General features: G+C 59.3%; 13 protein-coding genes. 9 read left to right on the forward strand and 4 right to left on the reverse strand.

Translation table 11 applies throughout. The features are described from left to right. Positions 1–6: 6 nt before the first annotated feature. From BHC62_RS23155 to BHC62_RS23175, 5 genes are all read left to right on the forward strand, one after another. Positions 7–1344, forward strand: coding sequence for an LLM class flavin-dependent oxidoreductase (locus BHC62_RS23155; RefSeq protein WP_070996278.1), 1338 nt, complete (start codon positions 7–9; stop codon positions 1342–1344). A 175-nt stretch (positions 1345–1519) separates the two neighbouring features. Next, positions 1520–2287, forward strand: a complete 768-nt coding sequence (locus tag BHC62_RS23160) for an ABC transporter permease (RefSeq protein WP_237150430.1) — start codon at positions 1520–1522, stop codon at positions 2285–2287. Then, the gene (locus BHC62_RS23165) at positions 2284–3924 is read left to right on the forward strand and encodes an ABC transporter ATP-binding protein (RefSeq protein WP_070996280.1); all 1641 of its coding nucleotides are present in this window, start codon (positions 2284–2286) and stop codon (positions 3922–3924) included. Before BHC62_RS23160 ends, BHC62_RS23165 begins: the two co-directional genes overlap by 4 nt. A gap of 8 nt (positions 3925–3932) precedes the next feature. Then, the gene (locus BHC62_RS23170; protein WP_070996281.1) at positions 3933–5105 is read left to right on the forward strand and encodes an acyl-CoA dehydrogenase family protein; all 1173 of its coding nucleotides are present in this window, start codon (positions 3933–3935) and stop codon (positions 5103–5105) included. 54 nt (positions 5106–5159) lie between these two features. After that, positions 5160–6170: an aldo/keto reductase gene (locus tag BHC62_RS23175; protein ID WP_070996282.1), complete on the forward strand. Its 1011-nt coding sequence runs from the start codon at positions 5160–5162 to the stop codon at positions 6168–6170. Between the two features lie 64 nt (positions 6171–6234). Here the strand turns inward: BHC62_RS23175 and BHC62_RS23180 are convergent, their stop codons facing one another. After that, a complete protein-coding gene (locus BHC62_RS23180; protein ID WP_070996283.1) occupies positions 6235–9009 on the reverse strand; it encodes a hypothetical protein in 2775 nt (924 codons plus the stop codon). Positions 9010–9154: 145 nt separating this feature from the next. Further along, the gene (locus BHC62_RS23185; protein WP_070996284.1) at positions 9155–9631 is read right to left on the reverse strand and encodes an Lrp/AsnC family transcriptional regulator; all 477 of its coding nucleotides are present in this window, start codon (positions 9629–9631) and stop codon (positions 9155–9157) included. A gap of 133 nt (positions 9632–9764) precedes the next feature. Here BHC62_RS23185 and rarD point away from each other — a divergent pair, with 133 nt between their 5' ends. Continuing rightward, positions 9765–10646 (forward strand): EamA family transporter RarD, encoded by an 882-nt coding sequence (rarD, locus tag BHC62_RS23190; protein WP_029294674.1) that lies wholly within the window; start codon positions 9765–9767, stop codon positions 10644–10646. Between the two features lie 47 nt (positions 10647–10693). On the opposite strand, the gene hppD is transcribed toward rarD, so the two are convergent. Continuing rightward, positions 10694–11770 carry a 4-hydroxyphenylpyruvate dioxygenase gene (gene hppD / locus BHC62_RS23195; RefSeq protein WP_029294672.1) on the reverse strand — a complete coding sequence of 359 codons (1077 nt, stop codon included), beginning with the start codon at positions 11768–11770 and terminating at the stop codon, positions 10694–10696. Positions 11771–12039: 269 nt separating this feature from the next. Continuing rightward, positions 12040–12969, reverse strand: coding sequence for a DMT family transporter (locus BHC62_RS23200; RefSeq protein WP_070996285.1), 930 nt, complete (start codon positions 12967–12969; stop codon positions 12040–12042). A 78-nt stretch (positions 12970–13047) separates the two neighbouring features. Here BHC62_RS23200 and BHC62_RS23205 point away from each other — a divergent pair, with 78 nt between their 5' ends. The 3 genes from BHC62_RS23205 (at position 13048) to BHC62_RS23215 (ending at position 16255) form a co-directional block, all read left to right on the forward strand. Beyond that, entirely contained in the window at positions 13048–13935 is an 888-nt protein-coding gene (locus tag BHC62_RS23205) for a LysR family transcriptional regulator (RefSeq protein ID WP_070996286.1), read from the forward strand. A 214-nt stretch (positions 13936–14149) separates the two neighbouring features. Continuing rightward, the gene (locus BHC62_RS23210; RefSeq protein ID WP_070996287.1) at positions 14150–15691 is read left to right on the forward strand and encodes an EAL domain-containing protein; all 1542 of its coding nucleotides are present in this window, start codon (positions 14150–14152) and stop codon (positions 15689–15691) included. A 198-nt stretch (positions 15692–15889) separates the two neighbouring features. Next, complete coding sequence (locus BHC62_RS23215) at positions 15890–16255, forward strand: histone-like nucleoid-structuring protein, MvaT/MvaU family (protein WP_029294664.1); 366 nt, start codon at positions 15890–15892, stop codon at positions 16253–16255. The last annotated feature ends 185 nt before the right edge of the window (positions 16256–16440 follow it).

Consider the following 16440-nt stretch of genomic DNA (forward strand, 5'->3'; position numbering starts at 1 on the left):
ACCTGCATGAAAAAGCACATGAGCATTGGCATGAACATCCTCGGTTTCGGCGCGCACGCGGCGGCCTGGCGGGTCGGCGAAGTGCCGGCGAATGCCTACCTGGATGTGGAGTACTACCGCAATATCGCGCGTATTGCCGAGCGCGGCTGCCTGGATGCAATCTTCCTGGCCGACGGCCCGGCGCTGGTGGGCGATGTGGCCACGCAGCCGGTGGGCCGCCTGGAACCGACCATCCTGTTGACTGCCGTGGCCCTGGCCACGCAACACATCGGCGTGATCGCCACCGCCTCCAGCACCTATAACGATCCCTACAACCTGGCCCGGCGCTTTGCCTCCCTGGACCATATCAGCGCGGGCCGCGCGGCCTGGAATGTGGTGACCAACGCCACCGATGCCGCCGCACAGAATTTTGGCCTGGCCAACCAGCTGCAGCACGCGCAGCGCTATGCCCGCGCCGAGGAGTTTATCGATATCGCGTGCAAGCTCTGGGACAGCTGGGAGGACGACGCGATCATCGGCGATGCCGGCAGCGGGCGCTACGCACACCCCGACAAGATCCACAGCCAGGACTTTGTCGGCCAGCACTTCTCCATCAAGGGCCCGCTGAACCTGCCCCGCTCGCCCCAGGGCCGCCCGGTGCTGGTGCAGGCAGGCTCGTCGGAAGGCGGCAAGGCCCTGGGCTCGCGGTATGCCGATGCAATTTTCACCACCCAGACCAGCCTGGAAGATGGCCAGCACTTCTACCGTGACATGAAGCAACGCGCCGCGCACTGGGGGCGCAACCCCGAGCACCTGAAAATCATGCCGGGCCTGTCCACGGTGATCGGCAGCAGCGAGGCCGAAGCCCATGCGCGCTTTGATCAACTCAATGCCTACCACGGCGAACATGGCCTGATCCAGCAGGTGGCCGCGCGGATCGGCATCCCGGCCGAAGAGCTGGAGCTGGATGCGCCGCTGCCCTGGGCGCGGATCGGTGAAGTGGGCACTTATGAGCAAGGCTCCCAGGGGTTTCTCGAAGCCCAGCTCAACCTGGCCCGCCGCGAAGGCCTGACGGTGCGTGAACTGTCCCGACGCATCCTGGTCGGCCATCGGCTGCTGGTGGGCACCCCGGAACAGGTGGCCGACACCCTCGAACACTGGTTCCTCACGGGCGCGGCCGATGGCTTCAACATCATGCCGGACATGTTTCCCTCGGGGGTCGAGGTGTTTGTCGATGAGGTGGTGCCGCTGCTGCGCAAGCGCGGGGTGTTCCGCCATGAATACAGCGGTAGCACGTTGCGTGAGCATTTGGGCTTGCCGTACCCGCAAAGCCAGTATGCAAGGAGCCGCCATGAAACCCACTAACCCTGTGGCGAGCGGGCTTGCCCGCGCGGGGCTGCGCAGCCCTCCCGGCCCTCTATCGGGCAACCCCGTTCTGCGCGCTATGTTGGGGCTTCTTCGCCGCCCAACGCGGGCAAGCCCACTCGCCACAAGGGGGCGCGCCACTGTCAGGCCTGGGTTGGCCCTGGCCTGGCTGTTTTTGATCGCGCTTATCCTCGCCGCCATTGCCCCCCATTGGCTGACCGGCGTCGACCCACTGGCCGCCGCCGCCCGCAACGCCTACCTGCCCCCCAGCAGCAGCCACTGGCTGGGCACCGATGAAAACGGGCGCGATGTACTCGCCCGCTTGATCCACGGGGTGCGTCCTTCGCTGTTGATGGGCCTGGTGTCCACAGCCATCGGCCTCGGCGCCGGGATCATCCTCGGCTTGGCGGCGGGACTTGGCCCGCGCCTGGTGGATGGCGCAATCATGCGTTTGATCGATGTGTTGCTGGCGTTTCCCGACCTGCTGTTGGCCCTGGTGATCATCACGTTCTGGGGCCAGGGCCTGTGGATCACGCTGATCGCAGTGGGCGTGGCGAGCATCCCGCGCTTTGCGCGAATGGTGCGTGCGCAGACCCTGGTAGTGCGCGATGCGCCCTACGTCGAAGCCGCCACCACCCTCGGCCGGCATCGTGCAGCCGTGGTGTTGCGGCATGTGCTGCCCAATGCGATCAAGCCGATCCTGATCCTCGCCACCATTGGTATCGGGCACAACATCATCACCGGCGCGGCCTTGAGTTTCTTAGGCTTTGGCGCCTCGCCGCCCGCGCCGGAATGGGGTTCGATGCTCGCCATGGGCCGCAATTACCTGGCCAATGCCTGGTGGTTGGTGGCCTGGCCGAGCGTGGCAATCATCCTGACGGTGGTGTCGATCACCGCCATTGGCCGTGACTGGCTGGCACGCAGTGAGGGTAAATCCCGATGAGTACGTTAGTTCAAGTGCAAGACCTGCGGGTGCAGTTTGGCCACACACCGATTATCAAGGGCATATCGTTCAGCCTGGCCGCCGGTGAATGCCTGGCGCTGGTGGGCGAGTCTGGCTCGGGCAAAACCGTCACCTCACGCACCCTGAGCGGCCTGAGCGGCGCCGGCTCACGGGTACAGGCCGAACGCCTGGCGTTTGCCGACATCGACCTGCGCCAGTTGGACGACCGTGCCTGGCAGACCCTGCGCGGTGCGCAGATCGGCTTTGTGATGCAAGACGCCCTCGGCTCCCTCGACCCCCTGCGCCCGGTGGGCAAGGAAATTGCCGAACCGTTGCGCTTGCACACGCAACTGGATCGCGATGCGCGCCAGGCACGGGTCATCGAATTGCTACGTTCGGTGGGTGTCCCACAACCGGAACTGCGCGCGTTGCAGTACCCCCATCAACTGTCGGGCGGGCTGCGCCAACGGGCCCTGATCGCCTCGGCGATTGCCGCAGGCCCGCGGCTGTTGATTGCCGATGAGCCGACCACGGCGCTGGACGCCACGGTACAGGCGCAAGTCCTGGCGCTGCTGGAATCCCTGCGTTCCCAGGCCATGGCGATGCTGGTGGTCAGCCACGACCTGGCGGTGGTGTCGCGCCTGGCGGACCGGGTGGCGGTGATGCATCACGGGGTGATTGTCGAGCAGGGCCCGGTGGAGGCGATCCTGCATGATCCGCAGCACCCTTACACCCAATCGCTGCTGCGGGCCGGGCGCGCCGTGCATTTCCAACGACCGAACCGGGCGGCGCCGAAGGTGGCCAGTGTCGAGCGTTTCGACCTGCCGTTGATCGAGGCGCGCAACCTGCAAAAAACCTTTATCGGCCCCGACGGCCAGCCCCATGTCGCGGTACACAACGCCAGCTTCAGCCTGCGGGCTGGGGAAACCCTGGGGATTGTCGGCGAGTCCGGCAGTGGCAAGACCACCCTCACCCGCATGCTGCTAGGGCTGGAACGCCCGGACGCCGGCGATGTGTGGCTTAACGGGCGGCCCTGGAGCGCACTCAACGATCAGCAACGCCGCCAACTGCGCCAGCGCATCCAGGTGGTGTTCCAGGACCCGCAAAGCTCGTTTGACCCGCGCTACACCGTGGCCCGGGTGCTGAACGAGGCGCTGCAAGTGGCGGGCCTGCCACGCCGCGAATGGCCGGCACGCACCCTGGAGCTGCTGGAGTTGGTGCGCCTGGATGCCCGCGTGCTCGACCGCCGCCCCTTGGAGCTTTCCGGCGGCCAGCGGCAACGTATCGCCATTGCCCGGGCGCTGGCGCCCAACCCCCAAGTGCTGGTGTGCGACGAGCCGGTGTCGGCCCTGGATGTGTCGGTGCAGGCGCAGATCCTCGCGCTGCTGGCCGACCTCAAGTCACGCCTGAAACTGGCCTGCCTGTTCATCTCCCACGACCTGGGCGTGATCAACCAGGTCAGCGAACGGGTGCTGGTGATGAAGGACGGCGAAGTCGTGGAAAGCGGCACCGTGCGCGACGTATTTGACCACCCCCAACATGCCTACACCCGCGCCCTGCTCGACGCCATCCCGCAGATCGACCGGCCGGCTCCGGTGCCCGAGCACCACTTCATTACCTATGCCATTGCCATATAAGGATTGTCATGAGCTTTTTGTCCGTGCCAGAGCTGTTGCAGCGTGCCGCCGTGTTATTGCCGCAGATCGCCGAGGGCGCCGCCGAACGCGAGCGCACCCGGCAACTGCCCCATGAGCAGATCCGCCAGTTGGCCGCAGCGCGCCTGCTGACCCTGCGGATTCCCCAGCGCTATGGCGGCAGCGAGTCCAGTGTGCGCGAGGTGGTGCAGTTCGTGATCGACCTGGCGGCAGTGGATTCCAATATCGCCCAGTCCCTGCGACCCAGCTTTGCCTTTATCGAGAGCTTGCTGGTGCAAAAGTCCGAAGCCGAGCGCCAGTTATGGTTTGCCCACTACCTGCAAGGCGAGGTGTTCGGCAACGCCGGCTGGGAAATCGGTGGCGCCAACGGCCAGGTAAGCGCGCGGATCGTGCCTGAGGGCGAACACTTTCGCGCCAATGGCAGCAAGTACTACAGCACTGGCGCGCTGTATGCCGATTGGGTCAGCGCAGTAGCCCTGGATGAAAACGAGGAGCCGGTGTCATTCGTGGTGCCCCGCGACCGCGAAGGCCTGGAACTGGTGGATGATTTCGACGCCATGGGCCAGCGCCTGACCGCCAGCGGCACCACGCGCCTGAACAACGTGCTGGTGCGCCGCGAAGAAATCCGCACACGGGTGGTGGAGGAAGGCCAGCGTTCGATCATCACGCCGTTCCTGCAACTGTTCCTCGGCGCGGTGCAGGCCGGCATCGCGCGCAATGCCTTGGACGATGCGGTGGCCTTCGCAAAGGAACATGCGCGGCCGATCAAGCACAGCAGCGCCAGCCGCTCGGTGGACGATCCCTATGTGGAGTTTTCCGTGGGTGAGATCTCGGCACGCGCGTTTGCCGCTGAAGCCGTGGTGTTGCGTGCGGCTGACCGCATCGACGCCGCGTGGGCCAATGCACTGGATCACCAGTCGGTGACCCGCGCAGCCATTGACGTGGCCCAGGCGCAATACATCGCCGCCGAGTCGGCACTCAAGGCCGCTGAACTGCTGTTCGACGTGGGCGGCGCTTCCACTACCGGGCGCAGCCATAACCTCGACCGGCACTGGCGCAATGCGCGCACCGTGGCCAACCACAATCCCCGGCACTGGAAGGCCGCGGTGGTCGGCGCCTATCGGCTCAAGGACACCGAGCCACCGACGTCGGGCTTGTTCTAGAGCCTTGCTCTCTGGTATTGCATAGCAACTGTCTGCGCTTTTGAGGAGTTCACCATGATTTACCGCACACTGGGCCAGTCCGGGCTCAAGGTCAGCCCACTGACCCTGGGCACCATGATGTTTGGCGAACAGACCAACACCGAAGACTCGCTGCGCATCATCGACAAGGCCTGGGACCAGGGCATCAACTTCATCGACACCGCCGACGTCTACACCGGCGGGCGCTCGGAAGAAATTGTCGGCGAAGCCATCAGCCGGCATCGCGACGATTGGGTCGTGGCCTCCAAAGTCGGCTTCGGCCCGCCGGACGGCCTGCCAAACCGCAGCGGCCTGAACCGCAAGCGCATTTTCAACGCACTGGAGGCCAGCCTCACCCGCCTCGACACTGACTACCTGGACATCTACTACCTGCACCGCGAAGACCACGCCACCCCATTGGAGGTCACGATTTCGGCGATTGGCGATCTGATCCGCCAGGGCAAGATCCGTTATTGGGGACTGTCCAACTACCGGGGCTGGCGCATCGCCGAAGTGGTACGCGTGGCCGAACGCCTGGGGGTGGATCGGCCGATCATCAGCCAGCCGTTGTACAACATCGTCAACCGCCAGGCCGAGGTGGAACAGATCACTGCAGCGGCGGCCTATGGCCTGGGCGTGGTGCCCTACAGCCCGCTGGCCCGTGGCGTGCTCAGTGGCAAGTACGCACCGGACATCACCCCCGAAGCCGGCAGCCGCGCCGCCCGCCAGGACAAACGCATCCTGGAAACCGAATGGCGCGTGGAATCGCTGCGCATCGCCCAGCAGATCCAGCAATACACCCAAGGGCGTGGCGTGGGGATTGTCGAGTTTGCGATTGCCTGGGTCCTGAACAACCAGGCGGTCAGCTCGGCGATTGTCGGGCCGCGTACCGAGGCGCAGTGGGACGCCTATACCGGGGCGCTCGAGGTGCAGATCAGTGCTGAGGATGAGGCGTTTATTGATTCGCTGGTGACGCCGGGGCATGCGTCGACACCGGGGTTCAATGATGTGGGGCACTTTGTCTCGGGGCGAGCTGTACGGCCTTAACGGATGATCTGAGTAAAACGGGGGAAGAGTTTCCCCCGCATTAAACGTGACTGACAGTCGAGCGCTATAGGGGCTGATCGAAAAAGCTGTTTGGGTTGATGCTCCCGCTCTGCACATAGAAGTCCGAGTCACTAAAGACACTGACGTCATACTCAGGCATCGCGCGATCTGCACCAAAAGGTTTGAATGTACTCCCCACTTTTCCGCTGTTGAGCAGGCTCTCTAATGCTTTCTCCATAGCCTGCTGCGTTGGAAACTTGGCCAGCCCGAAATTCGGATCGTAAAAAAAGAAACTTTTATTATTATTTTCTACAATCACCCCGGCAATAACGCCATGCCCCTTATCACTTATCTTAAATGTGGTGGTCGCCGTGGCATTGCCCAGCTCTCCGATAATATCCTTGTAGGTCATCCTCTTAACCGGTTGACTGCCATGGAAACTGTAAGCGACATTATTATGCAGCGAACTAAGATCCTTTCTGAAATTCAGGATCTTGGGATCTTTTGACGCAACTGTAGCCTTATATAGGTTAGCCATCAGCACATCTTCTTTCCCCTGAGATATAGCCAGGGCCATGCTATTCGAGAGGGCAGCACACTCACCATTACTTAACACATCAACTTCTGACAGGTAAAGATTTTGTGGCATTCCTTTAGCGGTACCGCCTGCAGCCTCGACCTCACTTTTAAAATGTAAAAAATCCTCAAGACTTTTACCCGCCTTACGTTTTTCCAGAACCCTGACCAAGACACCTATTTGTTCTGAGGTTCGCTCGGGCTTCAAAGCGAGCTCTTTGATCTGAGAACTTTTCATGCCTTTATAGTAGCCATCGATACTGTCCGGGCTTCCGCTATTGTAACCCCGCTCATAACTTGCACTATCAGGACCGTATTTTGCGTTATCCATTTTAACTCTGAACTTGTCGTTAATAAATGGATCTACGGGCTGCCAGTTTTCTCCGAATAAATATTCTTTCCATCCGTCAATTCTGTTCTGACTGGAAGGTGTAGAAGACGAGCCAACTCTTGCTTCCCAGACGCCGGCTTCATTAGGCTTAGCGACAGTGCTGCTGCTTACCAGTTTCGATGGATCTTTTGGGTCTGGCACCCGTAGCAGGTAGTGCGTCCCGTCCCCGGCATCCGGTTTATCAGCAGCAAAATATTTGCTGCCATTAAACTCTATCTCACGTATCCCCGCGTCACTCCTGGATAACGGAGCCGTATTGAGTCTGAACTGCTTGACTCCCTTGCCAATATCATCGGCAGCGTTCCCCGCCCATTTAATCCCCTGCACACCGCCCTCCCATTTGACTCCCGAAACGCCAGGACTGCGAGTAAAACCAAGCATCTTTTTTGTAAAGGTGGAAAGCGGAGGAAACGCCGATTTCACGGCCCGAACAGCCCCTTTGCTCAAACTGGACGCCACTTCTCCGACAGGCAACGTGAAAGAAAGCAGGTCTACCCATATCTTGGCAACGCCCTCTATGGGGCGGCCTGCAATGATGGCCTCGATGCCGTGCCAGAAGGGAACAAATCCCTTCAGAAACTCTCGACGCTTATCCCTGGACGCACTGAATTCCTTATAATTCTTCCTATCGTCTTTTTCGGCCTGGGTTACACGTTCGGGATCCTCTTCTGCCATATACAGCAGATCCAGATCTTTAGCATAAAACAACTTCTCCGAGATATTATTTGCAATGTCATTGGATCGCTTGGAGGATAAAGATTGCGGCGTGGCTTGTTCGCCTGAACTGGCCTCGGCATCGGAAAACTTGCCAAGAGGCTCTAACGTATAGAGCTTCGCATGAAAAACCTCGTTATTCGGCCGAAGACCGGACTGGCTATCAACCTTAGGTTGATACTGAGCGCCCTGTAGGCTCGGCTTGTCCCACACAGAAAACTCTTTGGAATAACTGCCGTCTTCAAGTTTTTTTTGCCCAATCGCACTACTCCCATTGAAAACGCCAGCATAATTATTTCGCTTGCGTGCAATGCCGCGCGCAGGGTCAATTTCATAGATCGTTGTTTTTCCCTTATACACTGCTTTAATCAAAAAACTTCCACGTTCCAGGTCGTCTTTGTCCCCGGGGGGCTTCAGCGCATAAGTGCTTACCGCACCATGCTCTATGGCGATCCGGTCTTCCGGGCTCAACGTCGAAATCAGTTGTTTTATAAGAACACCGTAAGCTTTTTTTTTGTTTGCAAGATCAGCCTTGAAGTCGTCAGCAAACCTCTTGTCGTCATAGAGGGCGGTTGGGTACTTCTTATTATCCGGATCGTTGTGCCCAGCGATGGGCGACACCCACTGCGTCCCGGTAAAGTAATTTTTGCGCATAGGCATTGGAGTCGTAAGACTGGTAATGGCCTTTGCCATCTCCTCCAGATGTAAATCGAGCGCCGACGCTGCTTTGTGAATATCATCTTTTGAGTAGTCGTTTTTTTTCGCAAGAATGCCATTGGCCACGGCCCAATCCAACGCAGGTGCAATTCTTGTCGACGCAATCAGCGCCTCTTGCTCTGGCGTCGTAGCCTCAGCACTCATTTTGCCGGGATAAGCGATCAACTGCTCCCGAGTCATCCGCTTGGAAGACCCCGGTTCAATCATTTCGGCAAGATTGATACCGTGCTGGTAATTCACCCAAACTGCGGAGGTTTTGGTTAACCCATCCCCAGCATCTTCGCTCGCCGCTTGAGGCTGTCCTGCCGGGCCCACCGCCGATGCCGACGAGCCAACAGAACGCAGGTCGCGCCTCCCCCCGTCTTGAACTGCACGCGTATCCTCAGGAGGAAGAGTTGGATACCGCGTAGATGGCAAGCTATTCACATCGGTTTTCATCATCAGTCATCTTCTTTTACGGAGTTTTCCCTGGCTCACGTGAGACGCACAGCCTGGATTACTGATGTATGTGAATGTTGCCTACAAATTTGTTCCAGATGATGGATGACAAAGTATTACCAAGTTTTCACGGGTCCCGATGAACCGCTTAGCCCAGCGGCACATCCAGGCTGACCTTGACCCGGTCCATCACCACGATGCTGCGAAACCATTTGATATTGCGGTTCTCGTAGAACAGCGTGCGCGCCAGGGTTTCGTAGGCCTTCATGGTTTCCACCACGACCACCAGCATAAAGTCCGCATCGCCGGTGACGTAGTAGCACTGCTGCACCTCGGGGATCGACATCTGCGCCTTGAGCACGTCAAGGTCTTCGATATGGGTGCGCTCGGCGTGCACTTCCACCAGGATCGTGATCGGCTTGCCCACCGCGTCCTGATTGACCACCGCCGTATTCGCGCTAATCGCCCCGCTCTGCTCCATGCGTTTGATGCGCCGCTGTACCGCTGCGGTCGACAGGTTGACCTGCTCGCCAATCACCCGCAGCGCGGTGGTGTTGTCCCTTTGCAGGTGCTTGAGAATCGCGCGGTCGAAATCATCCAGGGGCGGCGGAGGGTTGACGGGCATGCTGGCGAACCTTGGGCGTGAGAAAATTTCCCATAAGATGCCGTAAAACAGAGCAAACGTCTCACCTCAAAAGCAATATATTCCCACCTGGAATCTCCCCCTCTTTTGTTTGAATCGGTTTGGCGAGGACTGCGTGTCTAAAGGCGTTGTTTTATCGGTAGCGGCCTCGGTGTTGTTTGCCGTGATGTATTACTTCACATCACTGCTCACGCCGTTGAGTGGCCTGGAGATTTTCGGTTGGCGCATGTTGCTGACCGTGCCGTGTATGACGGTGTTCATGGTGGTCAGCGGTGAGTGGCGCCACGTGTGGGAGTTGCTGCGTTTGCTTGCGGGCAAACCACAGCTGATCGGTGGGATTGTGCTGTCGTCGGTGCTGCTGGGGGTGCAGTTGTGGCTGTTTATGTGGGCACCGCTCAATGGCCGCAGCCTGGATGTCTCCCTGGGCTACTTCTTGCTGCCACTGACCATGGTCCTCACCGGACGCCTGGTGTATGGCGAAAAGCTCTCGCGGCTGCAACTGATCGCGGTGGTGTTGGCGGCGATTGGCGTGCTTAACGAGTTGTACCAGGTGGGCGGTTTCTCCTGGGCGACGCTGCTGGTGATCATCGGTTATCCGATCTACTTCGTGCTGCGCAAACGCTTGGCGACCGACCACTTGGGCGGCCTGTGGCTGGATATGGCGCTGATGCTGCCGGTGGCGCTGTGGTTTGTCCAAAGTGGCGAGCAGGGCTTCGCCGTGCTGGATGCACACAAAGGCTTATATGGGTTGATCCCGATGCTCGGGCTGATCAGTGCTTCGGCGCTGGTGTGCTACATCATCGCCAGCCGGCTGTTGGCGTTCAGCCTGTTTGGCCTGCTCAGCTATGTGGAGCCGGTACTGTTGCTGGGGGTGGCGCTGCTGCTGGGGGAAAGTATCGGGCCGGGTGAGTGGTTGACCTATATCCCGATCTGGCTGGCAGTGATGGTGTTGGTGTTTGAAGGGTTCAAGCACCTGATGCGGCAGCGTAGAGCCTGACCCAATAACTGTAGGAGCGAGCTTGCTCGCTCCTACAAAAAGCCCTGTCAGTCGGTGGTCAGTACGCCGCGACGAACCTGGTCACGCTCGATGGATTCGAACAGGGCCTTGAAGTTGCCTTCGCCAAAGCCGTCATCCCCTTTGCGCTGGATGAACTCGAAGAACACCGGGCCCATCAGGGTTTCCGAGAAGATCTGCAGCAGCAGGCGCTTGTCGCCGGCCACGGACGAGCCGTCCAGCAAAATACCCCGGGCCTGCAATTGGTCTACCGGTTCGCCGTGGTTTGGCAGGCGGCCTTCGAGCATTTCGTAGTAGGTGTCTGGCGGCGCGGTCATGAAGCGCATGCCGATCTTCTTCAACGCGTCCCAGGTCTTGACCAGGTCTTCGGTGAGGAAAGCTACGTGCTGGATGCCTTCGCCGTTGAACTGCATCAGGAACTCTTCGATCTGGCCTGCGCCCTTGGACGACTCTTCGTTCAACGGGATGCGGATCATGCCATCCGGGGCGCTCATGGCCTTGGAGGTCAGGCCGGTGTATTCACCCTTGATGTCGAAGTAGCGCGCTTCACGGAAGTTGAACAGCTTCTCGTAGAAGTTGGCCCAGTAGACCATGCGCCCGCGATAGACGTTGTGGGTCAGGTGGTCGATAACCTTCAGGCCTGCGCCCACCGGGTTGCGGTCCACACCGTCGATAAACACGAAGTCGATATCGTAGATCGAACTGCCTTCGCCGAAACGGTCGATCAGGTACAGCGGCGCGCCGCCGATGCCCTTGATGGCCGGCAGGTTCAGTTCCATCGGGCCGGTTTCGATATGGATCGGCTGGGCGCCAAGTTCCAGGGCGCGGGTGTAAGCCTGTTGCGAGTCCTTGACGCGGAACGCCATGCCACACACCGACGGACCATGCTCGGCGGCAAAGTACGAAGCGATGCTGTTGGGCTCGTTGTTGAGGATCAGGTTGATCGCGCCCTGGCGGTACAGGTGCACGTTTTTCGAGCGGTGGGTCGCAACCTTGGTGAAACCCATGATCTCGAAGATCGGTTCCAGGGTGCCCGGGGTCGGCGATGCGAATTCAATGAATTCAAAGCCCATCAGGCCCATTGGGTTTTCGTATAGATCTGCCATGATTTGGCGCCTCATCATCTTTTTAGAATTAAGTAAATTAATTGCCAGCAAGGATGAGGTAGGTAGGTGGCGCACAGGAAATGCCCCGCACGCTGCGGGCGAGGAAGTCACCGTAGATGAGTTGGAACCCGAGTAGCTTCATGGTTGGATCATTCTCTTACGGGCGTCTCTGACGGACGAGGCCTGCATGGAAACAGGCGCTTATTCTTGTATGCGTAAACCGATTCTACACAGCGTAAACAGCTTTGTCCGTATTCCTTATCAAATCCCTATGCCCTGGCGGGCGCAAGGGGTTTATTGCCCAGGTAGATGCCCAGCAGGATCAACGCCCCACCGAAGCACATCGCAGTGCTCAGTTGCTCGTCGAGCAGCAACGCGCCACACACCACGGCCGTCAGCGGGTTGAGGGCGATAAACACACCGGCGCGGGTCGCGCCGATACGCCGGATACCGTCGTAATAACCGATATAGGCCAGGGCCGAACCCAATACGCCGAGGTAAAGCAGGCCCAACAGATGCGGCCAATGGATGGCATCCAGCGCTTGCACGGTCAACCGGCCAGTCACCAGGGTGGCGAGGCACAGCATCAAGGTGCCCAGCAGCACCGACCAGGTCACCGTCTGCAAGGGGCCAAGGCTATGGTTCAGCGTGCGTGAACCCAGGGAATACACGCCCCAACTCACCACACAGCCAAAAATCAACAGGTCGCCGATCCACGCATCTGCCCTGCCCTGCAACAGCAATGGGTTGCGGCTGACAATCACACACGCGGCGCCCCCCAGGCACAGCGCGATGCCCAGCAGTTGGCGGCGCCCCAATCGCTCCTTGAACCACCAGCATGACGCCAGGCCTATCACCGCCGGGTTGAGGGCCACAATCAAGGAGGCGCGCGAGGCATTGATAAAATGCAGGCCATAGAAGAAACACAGGTTGTAGAAGAAGATTCCGAAAAAACCCAGTAGCACCAACCGCACCATTTGCGCAGGCGTAGGGCACGCCAGGGGAATCCGGGCAAAGGCCATGAACAGCAGTAACGCCAGGCTGGCCAGGATAAAGCGCAGGCTGGCCGTCAGCAGGGGATCCAGATCCGCGGCGAGAAATCGGCCGGCAACAAAAGTGCCGCCCCAGATCATGGTGACGGCCGCGAGCTTGGCGTAGGTCAGGCGGTCGCCAGCAAGCACAAAGGTTGAACTGAGCATAAGGATCCTGGGTATTTGGCAGGCTGATTGGCGTATTCTTTTCCTAATGCCAAGTCATCGTAAAATGAGCAAAACCTCATGACCCTCACACAATTGGAAATCTTCTCGCTGGTGGCACAACTGCAGGGTTTCACCAGCGCCGCCCATCGGCTGGGCATCAGCCAGTCGGCGGTGTCCCATGCCATCAAGTCTTTGGAGCAGGAACTGGGGGTGGAGCTGTTCCGTCGCCAGCAGTCACGGGTCGAACTCAGCGATATCGGCCAGCAATTGCTGTTGAGGGCGCGGGCGATGCTCGGGCTGGCCAGTACCTTGCAACAGGAAGCAGCCGATGCCCGAGGCATGAAAAGCGGGACGCTGCGCATCGGCTCCTTCGGGCCAACCGCGTCCATTCACCTGCTGCCCAGGATCCTTGAACACTTTCGCCAGGCCCACCCGGGAATCGAGGTGCATGTGGATGAGGGCCCCGACCGTCAAGTGCTGCAATGGCTGGAAGAGCGACGCATCGACGTGGGTTTTGTGGTGTTGGAACAGGAGCGCCTGGACACCTTTACGCTGTTCGAAGACCAGATGGTCGCCCTGCTTCCCGTAGGGCATGCCCTCGCCCTCCAGGCCAGCGTAAAACTCAAGGACTTGTGTCACGACCCGTTTGTCCTGACCGAGGCCGGCTCTTCAGAGTTGGTAGAGCGCTTATTCCACAGTGCCCGGCTCAAACCCAACGTGCGCTACCGCTGTTCGCAGCTGCTCAGCACCCTGGACACCGTCAGCCGGGGCGCGGGCGTGAGCGTAGTGGCCCAGGCCTCGCTGCCCCAGGACGATCAGCCACGCTACGTGCAGCGGCCATTAACGCCCAGGGTGGCGCGGCAAATCGGTTTGGCGGTGCTGGACCGGCGCCAGTCGTCTCCGGCAACCCTGGCATTTATCCAGATGGCGCAGAGCGTGACCGCTGATTTTTTGTCAGGGCGGTGACTCATCCAAGCAGTGACGCAATAGACCAGACAGTCTTTCCCCGTCAAAATGTGTTGCAAGGTTTGGCAAAGATACCCACACGCACAGCGAGTCAAGTGGCTAGATCAACGTGCGGCAGATGCTAATTTCCAGAGGCCAACTATCCTCCAGATATCCGACGTATTGCCTGTAGCCGTTACCAGGCGTCTCCCTCATTCCGCTACAGGCTGCACACATGCCACTTACCCTCAAAGGCCCGCGCAAACGCGCTGCCCGTTACTCGATCTCCATACTGTGCGGCCTGCTGCCGATTCTGCTGGGTGTGCTCATCCTGTATGTGCAGGCACAACGCACCCTGGAGCAAAGCACCGAGCAGACAGCCATTGAGGCCGTGCGCCAATTCGACCTGATGCTCGATAACACCGCACTCGCCGCCCAGGAACTGCTGCCACTGGCCGGCAAGGACTGTGACAACGCAGCGCAACTGGCGCTGCGCGAGCAAGTCACGCGGCGCCCGTTCGTGCGCGCAACCACGTTGTCCTGGCAAAAAACCATTTATTGCACGTCGTTGTTTGGCGGCGATCGTGTATCGGCGGTCAACCCCGACGACTACGTCAATGGCCGCCTGTGGCTGATGAATGGCAACCCGGTCACGCCCAATACCGCGCTGCTGGTGTACCGGCTGGTGGAAGGTGACAAGGCGGCGTTTGCCTCGATTGACGGCTATCACCTGACTAATGCCCTGCGCCTGATCAGCCGTTACGCCGACCTCGTGTTGCAGGTGGGGCCCAATTGGTTGGGCAGCGACGGCCAAGTCCACACCAGCGCGCCGCCGGTCTTTGCCGTGGCCCATCACCAACTCGGTTCCCAGCGTTATGCCTACAGCGTGGAAGCCGGGATGCCCGAAGGTGAAGTGTGGCGTTACATGGAGGCGCGCTACCCGGCCTTGTTCAGCCTGGTGGTGTTTTTCGGGGTGCTGGCGGGCACGCTCGCGCACTGGCTGCAAAAACGCTCCTCGGCCCCCACCCATGAACTGCAGCGGGCCCTGGGCGCCAATGAATTCGTGCCGTACTACCAACCGGTGGTTCGCGGCGACAGCCTGCAATGGGCCGGCTGTGAAGTGCTGATGCGCTGGCAGCATCCAAAGGAAGGCCTGGTACGCCCGGACCTGTTTATCCCCCTGGCCGAGCACTCCGGGCTGATCGTGCCCATGACCCGCGCGCTGATGCGCCAGGTTGCCACACAACTGGCGCCCCATGCCGACCGCCTGGGCGAGAACTTCCACGTGGGCATCAATATCACCGCCCGGCATTGCCAGGACCTGGAGTTGGTGCAGGATTGCCGGGAGTTCCTCGCGGCCTTCAAGCCGGGCCAGGTCCTGTTGACCCTGGAGCTGACCGAGCGCGAACTGATCGAACCCACCGACGTCACCCGTCAGTTGTTCCAGGCCTTGCACGAACTGGGGGTGATGATCGCCATTGATGATTTCGGCACCGGGCACTCCAGCCTCGGTTACTTGCGCAACTTCAATGTTGACTACTTGAAGATTGATCAAAGCTTCGTGGCGATGATCGGAGCCGATGCTTTATCGCGGCATATACTCGACAGCATCATCGAGTTATCGGGCAAGCTTGACTTGGGCATCGTCGCCGAAGGCGTGGAAACCCAAGAGCAGTGCGATTATCTGGCGGCACAAGGCGTGGACTTTTTGCAGGGTTACCTGTTTGGCCGCCCAGTGCCGTTTGACGCATTCATTCAATCTTTGCGTGGCGCTTGAATATCGATCTAGCATCATTGTGAAATATTGTTATTTATACAAAAGACATGATTTACTCGTGACTCATTAACTACTACAATTTTTCCTGCCTGCGCCGAATTGGCAGGAGAGCCACATTTACCGAGTCATGCTGAGGCTCTTGGCTTATAGCTTTGTTTACAGTTGGTATCAGCCAAATACACTATTGGAGTAAAGATTTTGTCCAGACTCGCCGAATTTCGCGCAGCAGAAAAAGCCCTTCAAGAACAGCTCGCCCAGCTGGAATCCCTGAAGAACGACGCTGGCTTGAAGAAAGAAATCGAATTTGAAGAAAAGCTTCAAGGGCTGATGAAAACCTACGGCAAGAGCCTGCGCGACATCATTTCCATCCTTGATCCAAACCCGGGCAAATCGGGGATTCAGGTGGCCGCAGCCCCTAAAACCCGTCGCGCACGTGTAGTCAAGGTGTATCACAACCCACACACTGGCGAACTGATTGAAACCAAGGGCGGCAACCACCGCGGCTTGAAGGCCTGGAAAGAACAGTACGGCGCAGCCACTGTAGATTCCTGGTTGCGCGGCTAATACCGACGCACTAATAAAAGCCCCGCAGATGCGGGGCTTTTTTTGTGCGCTGCGATTTTCATGACCTGCCGCTTTCGCAAGTGAACTTCTAAATACATTCCACTTCGTACACATTCAGCGACCCGTGGCTCTACGCTACGGCCCCATAGTTATGTGTTTTTTCTCACGCAACCATGTCAGCCATC

Source organism: Pseudomonas sp. 06C 126 (genome assembly GCF_001855215.1).
Classification (GTDB): Bacteria; Pseudomonadota; Gammaproteobacteria; order Pseudomonadales; family Pseudomonadaceae; genus Aquipseudomonas; species Aquipseudomonas proteolytica.